The following is a 13,192-nucleotide window of genomic DNA, read 5'->3' on the forward strand; positions in this document are numbered from 1 at the left end:
ATTGTAATTACTGCCGCAATAACATAAAACCAAGAGCTGCCTAAAAATTTCATTTCTTCTTTTATTCGAAAAATTAATAAATTATTAAAGAAGTTTAAAGCCGGAAGTCCAGAGATTACCCGCTCTTTAGTACATTTGTGTCTAATCCTTAGATTCTAGTATAAATGAAATCCAGAATTACCTTAAAGGAACTGGCAAAATTACTGAATGTCTCCGTTTCTACAGTTTCCAAAGCTTTAAATGACAGTCCGGAAATTAGTCCTAAAACAATTGAAAGAGTCAAGGAGCTTGCCGCGTTACATAAGTACCGTCCTAATCCTACGGCCGTTAATTTAAAAAGTAGTAAAAGCGGAACAATTGGAGTCCTCATTCCTAACATTGCAAATTCCTTTTTTGCAAAAGTACTTTCCGGAATGGAGGCAAAGGCACAACAGGAGGGTTTACAGGTGATAACATATATTTCCAATGAATCTCACGAAAGAGAAAAGCATATGTCGGAAATGTTAACCTCGGGTTTTGTAGATGGCGTTTTGATTGCAATTGCAGAGGAATCACAAAGGAAAAAGGATTTTGATCACATTAACAATATTATTCAGTTTGATATCCCGGTAGTGCTTTATGATAGAATAGATTTTGATATGCCGGTAGATAAAGTGGGCATAGATGACCACAAGGTTTTTTATGATGCTACCAAGGATCTTCAGGCAAAAGGAGTTCAAAGGATAGGAATTGCTACTTCCATTCACCATATGGGAGTGGGAAAAGCAAGGATCAATGGATATAAAGAAGCTCTGGGGAGCGATTATAAGTTTTATATAGCCAATTCTGCTAAACTTGAAAGCCTGACAGAAAAAACATTGAAGATGTTGCTGGAAGATAAGGTAGAGGCTGTTTTGTGCAGTGATTTTGACAGTACAATGTTGACATATCGGCTTGCCTATGAGAATGGCCTTAGAATACCTGAAGATGTGAAGATCATTGGATTTATTCGCGGCGGACTGGCAAAATACCTGACTCCGTCGGTAAGCTATGTAGATCAGACTCCTGATAAGATAGGAGAAAAAGCCATGGAAGTTTTGATCGGAAGAATTAATAAAAAACTTACCGGTCCTAAAGAAAAGTACATAATGGATACAAAGGTAGTTCATCTTGAATCCACCCAATTTCCCGAAAAGTGAGCTTCTTTAAGAGGAAATTAATATTTACCTCCTTTGAATCTTTTACCTTTGCAGGCAATTTTTAAACCAAATCAAATTTTATTAAATGAACAGCAAACAATTTGAATTGCTTAGTTCTTCTAAAGTGTTAGTTACCGGTGGTGCCGGGTTTATTGGATCCAACCTATGTGAGGCTCTTCTGGACCTAAATGCCAGAGTTATTTGTCTCGACAACTTCGCTACAGGAAAAAGAGAAAATCTTTCTGCCATTGAAGAGAATCCCAATTTTACCTTAATAGAAGGCGATATCCGGAATCTGGAGGATTGTAAAAAGGCCGTAAAAGGGGTGGATTATGTGTTACATGAGGCAGCACTTGGTTCTGTACCCCGATCTATCAATGATCCTATCACCAGTAACGACGTAAATATTTCAGGTTTTGTGAACATGCTGGTTGCTGCAAAAGACGAAGGGGTGAAACGTTTTGTCTATGCTGCCAGTTCTTCAACTTACGGAGATTCTGAAGCCCTGCCCAAAGTAGAAGATAAGATAGGAAAGCCGCTTTCACCTTACGCTATTACTAAATATGTAAATGAAATGTATGCTGATATCTTTCATAAGACGTATGGAATTGATACCATAGGCTTAAGGTATTTTAATGTCTTCGGAAGAAAGCAAGATCCACATGGAGCATATGCCGCTGTGATCCCTAAGTTCGTAATTCAGTTCATGAAGAATGAGAGTCCGGTGATCAACGGGGACGGAACTTATTCCAGGGATTTTACTTATATTGATAATGTGATCCAGATGAACCTGCTCGCTTTGACTACAGATAATAAAGAAGCACTAAATCAGGTTTATAATACTGCAGTAGGAGATAGGACAAATCTCAAAGAACTAACGCAACTCCTGAAGAAATATCTTTCAGAGTACGATTCTGAAATAGCTAATGTAGAGGTGAAACACGGACCAAATCGGCCGGGGGATATTCCTCACTCATTGGCTTCCGTAGAAAAAGCCAAAAATTTATTGAATTATGAGCCCCAGTATAAAATTGAAGCCGGCTTGAAAGAGGCTGTAGATTGGTATTGGGAGAATTTGGGCCGAGGAGACTAGGTGACGAGGAATAAAAGCGACGGGGAGCTTAAAACAGTTTGATAAAAATGGAAAAGATAAAGACACATAAGGGGTAAATCAGCTTTCGTTCGAGGCTGGAATGAAGATGTATGAATTGTCGAGGAAATTTCCGAAAGAGAAAACCTATTCTTTTACTGACCAAATTAGGAGACCTTCGAGGTCTGTTTCCGGAAATTTAACTGAAGCTTGGCTAAAGCGCAGATATGGAAAAGCTTTTGTTGCTAAATTATCAGATTCAGAAGGTGAAGCAGCAGAGACTTAGGTATGGCTGGACTACGCTTTGGCCTGTAATTATATTAATGAAAAAGAACATGCTGCCATATTTGCAGAATATAACAGCATTCTCGGAATGATAGTCACTATGATTATTAATCCGGATAAATAGACACTTTAAAAAAGAGATTTAGAGATAAGGAGACTGGGAGAAAAGAAGATTTGGAGAAGAGGAGACTTGGAGAATAGTATTTAAATTTTTAGAGATCCATCTCATGAGAATTTTTATTTTTATCAGTTACCCAATCACCCAATCACCCACTCCCTGAGTCCTCCAGTAGGACATTAGGACAACTAGTTATAACAGAACAAAAATATAAATATCATACAATGAATCCTTCAAATACAAATGAAAACTCCCAAAATCCCCAAGTCTCCACGTCCCCCACTCCTAAAATAGCGGTTGTAGGTTTAGGATATGTCGGACTTCCATTAGCCCGTCTTTTTGCCACAAAATATCCTGTTGTGGGATTTGACATAAATGTGCGAAGAGTAAAAGAGCTAAAAAGGGGGCAGGATACGACCCTTGAGGTGGAAAATTCTATATTAAAGGAAGTGTTGGTAAATTTTTTACCTGATGACAAAGGACTCTTCTGTACAACCAATTTGGAGGATATCAGGCACTGTAACTATTATGTCATAACAGTTCCTACTCCGGTAGATAAAAATAACAGACCAGATCTCACTCCATTGTATAAGAGTAGTGAATCTGTAGGCAAGGTGCTGAAGAAAGGGGATATAGTGATCTATGAATCAACTGTTTTTCCTGGAGCCACAGAAGATGAGTGTGTTCCCGTACTCGAAAAGGCAAGTGGATTAAAATTTAATGAAGATTTCTTTGTCGGTTACTCTCCTGAAAGGATCAATCCCGGAGACAAGGAACACACGGTAGAAAAAATACTTAAAGTTACTGCAGGATCCACTCCGGAGGTTGGTAAGAAGGTAGATGAGCTGTATTCTTCAGTCATTACTGCAGGTACTCACCTTGCACCTACCATAAAGGTGGCAGAAGCAGCTAAGGTGATCGAAAACTCTCAACGAGACATAAATATTGCCTTTGTTAACGAGTTGGCTAAAATCTTTAATATGATGGACATCGATACCCAGGATGTTCTTGAAGCGGCCGGTACCAAATGGAATTTTCTTCCTTTTAAGCCCGGATTGGTTGGCGGACATTGTATAGGTGTGGATCCATACTACCTGGCACAAAAAGCCCAGGAGATCGGCTACCATCCTGAGATCATTCTGGCGGGAAGGAGAATGAATGACTCTATGGGACAGTATGTGGCTTCAGAAGTTGTGAAGCTTATGCTTCAGAATGATCAGAAAGTTAAAGGAGCAAATATTCTTGTTCTGGGAATCACCTTTAAGGAAAACTGTCCGGATGTGAGAAACACTAAAGTAGTAGATGTAATTAAGAACCTGAAGGAATATGGCACCAATGTCACCATTTATGATCCATTGGCCGATCCTGAAGAAGTACAGCATGAATATGGTCTAATCACCACTAAAGAATTGCCGAAAGAAAAATTTGAAGCTGTGGTTTTAACCGTCGCTCATAAAGAATTCCTTGATATGGATCTGGATCAGCTTAAAAATGGCCAAACGGTTATTTATGACGTGAAAGGAGTCTTGGGGGAAAAATGCGATAAGAAACTCTAATAAGTTATAGGTGATTTTTTATTTGGTATCGAAAGTACAATTTTAAAACCTTTGGCTAAGGATTGTAATTTGAATAGCATAATTCAAAATCCGCGGATTCAGCTAAAATCCGTGTAATTTAATAAAAAATGAAAATTAATAACATATGCTGCATCGGTGCCGGTTATGTTGGTGGCCCTACAATGGCAGTTATAGCACAGAAATGTCCGAAAGTAAAGGTTACGGTTGTAGATATTAACGAAAAGAGGATTAAACAGTGGAATGATCCTGATGTAGAGAAGATTCCCATATATGAACCCGGACTTTCTGAAATAGTAATGGAGGCCAGAGGGCGTAACCTCTTTTTTTCGATAAATGTCAATAAGGCAATTGATGAAGCTGACATGATCTTTATTTCTGTCAATACACCTACAAAGACTTACGGAATTGGAAAAGGCATGGCTGCCGATTTGAAATACATTGAACTTTGTGCCCGACAAATCGCCGCAGTAGCTAAGAATGATAAAATTGTGATTGAAAAATCCACTCTTCCGGTAAGAACTGCAGCTGCTTTGAAGAATATTTTGAATAATTCAGGAAATGGAGTAAAGTACCAGATCCTTTCCAACCCTGAATTTCTTGCAGAAGGTACCGCGGTTGAGGATCTCCGAAATCCGGACAGGGTGTTAATTGGTGGTGATGTGGATACCAAAGAAGGCCGGAAGGCGATGGATGCCCTTGTAAATATTTATGCCTCCTGGGTGCCAAAAGAGAAGATCCTGACTACCAATGTCTGGTCTTCCGAATTATCTAAGCTTACCGCAAACGCATTTCTGGCTCAGAGAGTGTCTTCCATTAATGCTATATCAGAATTATGTGAAAAGACAGGAGCCGATGTGAATGAAGTAGCTAAAGCTGTCGGAATGGATAGCAGGGTAGGACCTAAATTTCTGGAGGCTTCTGTAGGTTTTGGGGGATCTTGTTTTCAGAAAGATATCCTTAACCTCGTGTACATCGCCAGAACTTATAACCTTCAGGAGGTAGCTGATTACTGGGAGCAGGTGATCATCATGAATGATCATCAAAAAAGACGCTTCGCAGCCAATATGGTGCAATCTATGTACAACACGGTGGCGGGTAAAAAGATTGCCTTACTCGGCTGGGCATTTAAAAAGGACACTAACGATACACGTGAATCGGCAGCAATTTATGTAGCAGATTATCTGCTGAACGAACAGGCTGAAATAGTGGTATATGATCCAAAAGTAACCGAAGAGCAGATTTATTCAGATCTCGATTATCTGGGCACCCGCAGCGGAGATGCCAACCGACAGGCTGTAACTGTGGTAAATTCTCCATACAAAGCTTGTGAAGATGCACACGCTATTGCCGTACTTACTGAATGGGACGAATTTAAAGAACTGGACTGGCAAAAGCTCTATGACCAAATGCTAAAACCTGCTTTCTTGTTCGATGGTAGAAGATTACTGGAGCCAAAGACCAAAAAGGAAATTGGATTTGAATTCTATGCTATCGGAAACTGATTAGGCGGATTATAGCGGATTTCACGGATCTTTATAAAAGACGTTTGCTAGCCTTGAAATAAAAAAGGATGTAAGCGTCTTTTTTTAACTTTCAAGTTTTCTACCTTTTAAATCTCTGTGTATATTTAATTCCTGATGAAAGAACATTTAAGAACAGCAATAGAGGCTGCAATTGCAGCCGGGAAAGAGATAATGAAGGTTTATCTGAAGGAGGATTTTCAGGTGGAAATAAAATCAGATGAATCACCTTTGACCATAGCGGATAAAAGAGCTAATGACATCATCAATGAATTTTTGAGATCTACAGGTATTCCCATAATTAGTGAGGAAAATGTTGAACTTTCCTATGAGGAAAGAAAGCAGTGGAAGGAATGCTGGATCGTTGATCCCCTCGATGGAACAAAAGAGTTTATCAAAAGAAATGGGGAATTTACGGTTAATATCGCCTTAGTTTCTGAAGGAATACCCCAATTGGGGGTGATTTTCGCCCCAGCCCTCGATTTGCTTTACTTTACTCTGGTTTTAGATAGAAAAGCCTATAAAAATTCTGTCCCTTCGGGGGCATTAGATGTCGATTATCTTTTAAAGTCTGCAAAGGAAATCCGGCCGGTTACAAAATCAAAGCACATTAAGGTGATCGGTAGCCGTTCTCATATGAATCAGGAAACGCTGAATTTCATAGAGGAACTCAAAAAGGCAGAACAGGAAGTTCAGGTGGTTTCAAGAGGAAGCTCCCTGAAGTTCTGCCTGCTGGCAGAAGGGGAAGCTCATTACTATCCAAGATTTGGTCCCACTATGGAATGGGATACCGCAGCGGGACAGGCTATTTGCGAGGCAGTCGGTTTCTCCTGTAAATTCAATGATAGCGGTAAGAGCATCACTTATAATCGGGAAAATTTAAGAAACGATAACTTTGTAGTTTCTTATGAAAGATAAATCGCATAAGCGACATATTGCCAAGGCCATTACCTGGAGGATCGTAGGAACTCTGGACACTATCCTGTTGGCTTGGTTGATCTCCGGACATGCCTTTACGGGATTAAAGATCGGTTTTGCTGAAGTTATCACTAAAATGATCCTGTATTATTTTCACGAAAGACTGTGGTTTAAAGGAGAGTTTTCTTTATCCTCCGGAAAGTGGAGCAGTAGGAGGAGACATATTGCTAAAACAATTTCCTGGCGCATTGTAGGCACCATGGATACTATGGCTCTTGCCTGGATCATCACCGGAAACCCCATTACAGGAATCAAGATTGGATTAGCTGAGGTAATTACCAAAATGGTTTTGTACTACCTACACGAACGCACCTGGTATCGAGTTGACTACGGACTGCCGGAAAGGAGAGCCAAAGCTAAAGAAGTAGTGGAGGTGAAGGAGTCGGTGAATAGAAGTCAGATTTGCGAAGTTAGAAATACCAAATCCAGTTCCTGATTAACCAATCAACTAATAACAATCGCAAATGCCCAACATCATAAAACATAATTACCACATTTCCCGTGAAGACCGAAACCGGCAGAACAAACACGGTTCGTTGGTTCTCTGGTTTACCGGCTTGTCAGGGTCAGGGAAGTCTACTATTGCAAGTAAGCTGGAGGAACGGCTTTTTCAGCAGGGAGTACAGACCTATGCTTTGGATGGAGATAATATTCGGAGCGGACTTAATAAAGGTCTTGGCTTTTCCAGGGAAGATCGTTTTGAGAACAACAGGAGAATTGCAGAGGTAGCTAAGTTATTTATGGATGCAGGCATGCTTACCATTACTGCTTTTATTTCTCCATTAAAAGAGGATAGGGAACAGGCGAGAAGTATAATTGGCAGAGAAAATTTTATAGAAATTTTTGTGAACACCCCGTTGGAGATCTGTGAAGAGAGAGACGTCAAAGGTTTTTATGAAAAAGCACGTGCAGGGGAGATTGAGAATTTCACAGGAATAAGTGCTCCTTATGAAGCTCCCCAAACTCCCGATTTTGAAATAAAGACCGAAGAAGAATCTGTAAAAGAATCTCTAGAGAGGCTGTTAAAGTTTCTCGAACAAAAATTAAGTTATAATGAATAAATATTTCCTGAATTACCTTGACGAACTGGAATCGGAAGCAATTTTTATCCTCAGAGAAGTTTGGGCTCAGTTTGAGAACCCGGTGATCCTGTTTTCAGGGGGAAAGGATTCAATTCTTGTAACTCATCTGGCTAAGAAAGCTTTTTATCCCGCCAAGATTCCTTTTGCCTTACTACACGTAGACACTGGTCATAACTTTCCTGAAACCATTCAATTCAGAGACGAGCTGGTAAAGGAGCTGGGAGTGAAACTTATTGTCGGTTCTGTTCAGGAGTCGATCAATAACGGAAGAGTAGCTGAAGAAAGAGGAAAAAATGCTACCCGCAACGCCTTGCAGATAACAACCTTGTTGGATACTATAGAGGAGCACAGGATTGACTGTGCCATTGGCGGAGGCAGAAGAGACGAAGAAAAAGCAAGAGCAAAAGAACGATTCTTTTCTCACCGTAATGATTTCGGAGAATGGGATCCTAAAAATCAGCGGCCAGAATTATGGAATCTTCTCAACGGGAAACATTTCGAAGGAGAACATTTTCGTGCCTTTCCAATAAGTAACTGGACAGAGATGGATGTTTGGAATTATATAAAGAGAGAAAATATTAAAATTCCTTCGCTTTACATCGCGCATGAGCGGGAAGTGGTGTGGAGAAATAATTCCTGGATCCCTGTTTCGGAGTTCCTAAGACTGGAAGATGAGGAGAAAACTGAAAAGAAAAAAATCCGCTTCCGAACCCTCGGTGACATCACCATCACAGGAGGTATAGAGTCTGATGCAGACACGCTGGAAAAGATCGTGCAGGAGGTTTCTGCTATGCGTAAAACTGAGAGAGGAGATAGGAGTGATGATAAACGTTCAGAAACAGCCATGGAAGACAGAAAGAGACAGGGGTACTTCTAATTTATAAGATTACACAGATTAAAATCTGATTACGCGGATTGGATGGGAGACAGTAAATTGATATTCGAGAAAGAAACCTTTAAGGTAATTGGAGCTTGTATGAAGGTTCATAGAAATCTTGGATCCGGGTTTTTGGAGTCGGTGTATCAAGAGGCGCTTGAAAAAGAATTTAAGTCTCAGGAAATTCAATTTCAGAGACAGGTAAAATTGATACTGATGTATGACGGTCAACCAATGAAGAAATATTTTGTAGCTGACTTTTTATGTTATGATAAGGTTCTTCTTGAAATCAAGGCAGCTTCCTTCCTGGTCAAGAATGCGGAGGCACAAACTATAAATTACCTCAAATCGACAGATTTACCACTCGGTTTACTTGTGAACTTCGGACAGAAAAGTCTTGTATGGAAAAGATTCATCAACACATCCAATCCGCGTACTCCGCTGTAATCCGCGGAATCGCGTCAAATTAAATTGCAAATGCAAATACAAAACAATCAATTACTTAGGTTTACTACAGCTGGTAGTGTAGACGACGGCAAATCCACCCTCATCGGTCGCCTCTTATACGACTCTAAATCCATTTTTGAAGATCAATTGGAATCGGTGAGTGCTACGAGTGCAAAAAAGGGGCATAAGGGAGTGGATCTTGCGTTGTTTACTGATGGTTTGAGGGATGAAAGAGAGCAGGGGATCACTATAGATGTAGCTTACAGGTACTTTACGACTCCGAAGAGAAAATTCATTATTGCGGACACTCCCGGACATATTCAGTATACCCGGAACATGGTCACCGGAGCATCCACGGCTAATGCAGCAGTGATATTAATTGATGCCCGCCACGGAGTGATTGAACAGACCAAGAGACACTCATTCATTGCTTCTCTTTTGAATATTCCTCACCTGATAGTATGTGTCAATAAAATGGATCTTGTTGATTATTCTGAAGGAAGATTCAATGAGATCATTGGACACTTCGAGGAATTTTCTTCAAAACTGCTCATGAAGGATGTACGCTTTATCCCGATCAGCGCTTTGGATGGAGATAATGTGGTGAACAGGTCCCAAAATATGGAATGGTATCAGGGAGGAACACTACTGAATATCTTAGAAACTCTCCATATCAGCAGTGATATCAACAAAATAGATGCCCGTTTCCCGGTACAGACTGTTCTTAGGCCACAGTGTGAAGAACATCGGGATTACAGAGGCTATGCCGGTAGGGTATCCAGTGGAATTTATAGAGTAGGCGATGAAGTGGCAATTTTGCCCTCCGGTTTTACGTCAAAGATAAGATCCATAAATTTAGGTGAAACAGAAGTTGAGGAAGCCTACGCACCCATGTCTGTTGCCATGACTTTAGAAGACGATATTGACGTGAGCAGGGGTGACATGATCGTAAGAATAAATAATCAGCCGGAGGCAACGCAGGAATTTGATGTGATGCTTTGTTGGTTAAACAATGAGGCAGCTAAGCCAAGGGCAAAATACACACTTATGCATACTACCAATGAACTAAGGGCAATAATAAAAGAAGTGGTATATAAAATTGACATCAATACCTATGACAGGATAATCGATGACAAAATATTGAGTCGAAATGACATTGCACGGGTAAAACTCAGGTGCAACAGACCCATTATGGCCGATTCGTACAGAGAGAACAGAAATACAGGTAGTATTATATTAATTGATGAAGCAACGAATGAAACAGTGGCAGCAGGAATGGTGGTGTAGCGAACGTAATCGGTGAAATCCAATTAAATCCGCGCAATCAAATAGAATGAGACTGTGGCAGCTGGTATGATAATATAACCAGTCAATCTGAGAAATCCGTAGTAATCTGTGAAATCATTTTAATTTTAGATTGATATCAATACCTATGACAGGATAACCGCTGACAAAAATTTGTCTCGAAGTGATATTGCACGGGTGAAATTGAGGTGTACGAGATCTATCATGCTCGATTCTTATAGAGAGAACAGAAATACTGGCAGCATTATCCTTATAGATGAAAATACTAATGAAACCGTAGCAGCCGGAATGATAGTTTAATCAGTGGAATCAGATATAATCCGCGTAATTAAAAAAATAATGAGACAGTGGCAGCGGGAATGATTATTTAACCCAGTAATCCTTAAAATTTTAATAAATCCGCGTAATTCTTTTTTATTACTTTTCCAAAACGGTCGTAAGTGGTATGGTGGCGTAACTTAACGCCGGTACTCGCCCACTAAATATTTATGTCCGATAAATTTCCATTACCTATTGTTTTGCTGGTTTTTTTTGAAGATGATGTAAATTTTTTTATCCACTGGTTTCTACTGCAGCGGCAAAATGATATCTTGCGTGTCGAATTGGTGGTTCCATTAGTTCCCTAACATTTTTAACTCCGGCCTTGCTTTTAAATGTAGCAGCCTCATTGAATTGCTAAATAGATTCGGAAACCGTGATCAACGTGACTAAAACTTTTCTTCCTCCCCTGGAGGAATATCAAAAATACCTGGACCAGATCTGGGATTCAAATCAAATAGCAAATGGAGGAAAATTGTGGTTTAAGTTACAGGCAAAGCTGAAAATTTATCTAGATTCACCTGATCTTATTTTAACCGCTAACGGAACCCTACCTTTGCAGATAGCCCTGAAAGTCCTGGCAAAAGATGGAGAGGTAATTACCACTCCTTTTAGTTATGTGTCAACAACCGCTGCTATAGTATGGGAAAATTGCACTCCCGTGTTTGTTGATATTCATCCCGAATACCTCACCATAGATGAAACTAAAATAGAAGCTGCAATAACCAAAAAAACAACTGCAATCCTGGCGACCCATGTCTTCGGGAATCCCTGTAATATTGAAGAGATAGACAGGATTGCCAAAAAGCATGGATTAAAAGTGATCTACGATGCTGCACATTGTTTTGGAGTGAAGTATAAAGGAGAATCTATTTTTAATTTTGGTCAGGTGAGCACCTGTAGTTCTCATGCAACCAAGATCTTTCATACAGGAGAAGGAGGAGTGATGTTCTGCAAGGATCCGGATCTATACCAAAAACTGTTTTACAGTCATAATTTGGGCCATAAAGGGATGACCGAGTTTCATGGACTTGGGATAAATGCGAAAATGAGTGAATTACAGGCGGCAATGGGATTGGCGGTGTTACCTTATGTAAATTCTGAAATTCAGAAAAGAAAAGAACTTGTTCAGGAATACCAAAATGGTTTGCGCGGATTCGGATTAAAAGGTATAAAGTTACGAGAAGGGACAGAATGGAATTACAGCTACTATCCCATAATATTGGAAACAGAAGAACAGTTATTAAAGGTACAAAAGGCCTTAAACCAGGAACAGATTTACCCCAGAAGGTATTTTTATCCGTCATTGAATACATTGAATTACCTAAATTATACAAGGATGAAAATTTCCGAAGATATCTCCGTTAGAATATTGTGTTTACCTTTAAATTCGGAACTAACAGGAAATCAGATTGAAAATATTGTCAAGATCATTTATAAGAGTAATGCTAAATAAGTTTGTTCTAAATGTGGTATAATCTCCTTTTTTATTAATGGAATCTTATATTGCAAAAGTCGAGATCAAATATGGTCCGGAAAGAGTAGGAGGTACTCCTGATTTTAGGCTTTAGTAGAAAAAACCAAAAAACTGCTTAGGTATGATCCACAAAGAAAAACAGATTTGGATTAAAAGAAGCGGTGTAGTGGTATTTGGAGAATTTAAAAGATAAAATATGATACCCGATTTTGAAATTTTAAAAAGAGATTCGGACTTCTTCGGAATAAAGGTAGCTAAAATAACTGAGGATCTTCTTAATCTTGATAAGGTGCAAATTGAACTTGAACTTAAAAAACTTTTTGATGCAGATGTTGAACTAGCTTATTATTATTCCAGTTTACCACTCCCTGAAGATTTCACTTCCCAATTTTACAACTCTATCTTGGTGGATGAAAGAATAAAACTTAAAAAGCCCTTAAACAGGAATTCTCACATTCATCACAATATCAGTCTATACAAAGATTCATATCCGGGAGCAGATTTGATTGCATTGGCTCAACTTGCAGGGCATCATACCCGCTTTTATCTGGATCCAAATATTTCAAAGGAAAAGTATAATGAATTATTTAAAAATTGGACCGTGAAGTCTGTGCAAAAGGAAATGGCTTCCCATGTGCTGGTATACAAAATGGATTCCAAAATAGTTGGTTTTGCAACCATTAAAAAAGATGTAGAATATCCTCAAATAGCACTATTAGCTGTAGATCCAATGGTGGAAGGGAAAGGTGTTGCATTTGCTCTATTTCTGTCCATAGAAAAAATATTGCTGGACGAAGGTTATGAATTTGTTACAGGAGTAACACACGCTAAGAACAGAAAAGCGCTGGCTTTGTATTACCGGCTTGGTTGTCAGGGCAATAAAATAGAATATGGATATCATTTTTGGAGAAAAAAATAATTCAATGCATTTCAGTAATAG

12 protein-coding genes and 2 pseudogenes are annotated in these 13,192 nt (G+C 39.3%); all 14 read left to right on the forward strand.

Going from position 1 to position 13,192, the window contains the following annotated elements; all coding sequences use genetic code 11:
* The first annotated feature begins 164 nt into the window (after positions 1 to 164).
* Positions 165 to 1,178: a LacI family DNA-binding transcriptional regulator gene (locus tag ACXYMT_RS09325; RefSeq protein ID WP_459058807.1), complete on the forward strand. Its 1,014-nt coding sequence runs from the start codon at positions 165 to 167 to the stop codon at positions 1,176 to 1,178.
* An 85-nt stretch (positions 1,179 to 1,263) separates the two neighbouring features.
* Positions 1,264 to 2,271, forward strand: a complete 1,008-nt coding sequence (locus ACXYMT_RS09330; protein ID WP_459058808.1) for an SDR family oxidoreductase — start codon at positions 1,264 to 1,266, stop codon at positions 2,269 to 2,271.
* A gap of 85 nt (positions 2,272 to 2,356) precedes the next feature.
* Positions 2,357 to 2,554 (forward strand): annotated as a pseudogene (locus tag ACXYMT_RS09335) (four helix bundle protein); the annotation flags it as partial.
* Positions 2,555 to 2,895: 341 nt separating this feature from the next.
* Positions 2,896 to 4,227: a nucleotide sugar dehydrogenase gene (locus tag ACXYMT_RS09340; RefSeq protein WP_459058809.1), complete on the forward strand. Its 1,332-nt coding sequence runs from the start codon at positions 2,896 to 2,898 to the stop codon at positions 4,225 to 4,227.
* A 128-nt stretch (positions 4,228 to 4,355) separates the two neighbouring features.
* Positions 4,356 to 5,750 (forward strand): nucleotide sugar dehydrogenase, encoded by a 1,395-nt coding sequence (locus ACXYMT_RS09345; protein ID WP_459058810.1) that lies wholly within the window; start codon positions 4,356 to 4,358, stop codon positions 5,748 to 5,750.
* A gap of 135 nt (positions 5,751 to 5,885) precedes the next feature.
* Positions 5,886 to 6,686 carry a 3'(2'),5'-bisphosphate nucleotidase CysQ gene (gene cysQ / locus ACXYMT_RS09350; protein WP_459058811.1) on the forward strand — a complete coding sequence of 267 codons (801 nt, stop codon included), beginning with the start codon at positions 5,886 to 5,888 and terminating at the stop codon, positions 6,684 to 6,686.
* Positions 6,676 to 7,182 carry a DUF2061 domain-containing protein gene (locus ACXYMT_RS09355; protein WP_459058812.1) on the forward strand — a complete coding sequence of 169 codons (507 nt, stop codon included), beginning with the start codon at positions 6,676 to 6,678 and terminating at the stop codon, positions 7,180 to 7,182. Before cysQ ends, ACXYMT_RS09355 begins: the two co-directional genes overlap by 11 nt.
* 28 nt (positions 7,183 to 7,210) lie before the next feature.
* A complete protein-coding gene (gene cysC, locus ACXYMT_RS09360; protein WP_459058813.1) occupies positions 7,211 to 7,807 on the forward strand; it encodes an adenylyl-sulfate kinase in 597 nt (198 codons plus the stop codon).
* On the forward strand, positions 7,800 to 8,705 hold the full coding sequence (gene cysD / locus ACXYMT_RS09365) for a sulfate adenylyltransferase subunit CysD (protein ID WP_459058814.1): 906 nt from the start codon (positions 7,800 to 7,802) through the stop codon (positions 8,703 to 8,705). The genes cysC and cysD overlap by 8 nt, the downstream gene beginning before the upstream one ends.
* 42 nt (positions 8,706 to 8,747) lie before the next feature.
* Positions 8,748 to 9,152: a GxxExxY protein gene (locus tag ACXYMT_RS09370; RefSeq protein WP_459058815.1), complete on the forward strand. Its 405-nt coding sequence runs from the start codon at positions 8,748 to 8,750 to the stop codon at positions 9,150 to 9,152.
* A gap of 30 nt (positions 9,153 to 9,182) precedes the next feature.
* Complete coding sequence (locus tag ACXYMT_RS09375) at positions 9,183 to 10,439, forward strand: sulfate adenylyltransferase subunit 1 (protein WP_459058816.1); 1,257 nt, start codon at positions 9,183 to 9,185, stop codon at positions 10,437 to 10,439.
* A 129-nt stretch (positions 10,440 to 10,568) separates the two neighbouring features.
* Positions 10,569 to 10,757 (forward strand): annotated as a pseudogene (locus ACXYMT_RS09380) (elongation factor 1-alpha C-terminal domain-related protein); the annotation flags it as partial.
* A gap of 394 nt (positions 10,758 to 11,151) precedes the next feature.
* Positions 11,152 to 12,231: a DegT/DnrJ/EryC1/StrS family aminotransferase gene (locus ACXYMT_RS09385; protein ID WP_459058817.1), complete on the forward strand. Its 1,080-nt coding sequence runs from the start codon at positions 11,152 to 11,154 to the stop codon at positions 12,229 to 12,231.
* Between the two features lie 217 nt (positions 12,232 to 12,448).
* Positions 12,449 to 13,171, forward strand: coding sequence for a GNAT family N-acetyltransferase (locus tag ACXYMT_RS09390; RefSeq protein WP_459058818.1), 723 nt, complete (start codon positions 12,449 to 12,451; stop codon positions 13,169 to 13,171).
* The last annotated feature ends 21 nt before the right edge of the window (positions 13,172 to 13,192 follow it).

The sequence above is a fragment of the Salinimicrobium sp. CAU 1759 genome (assembly GCF_054482715.1).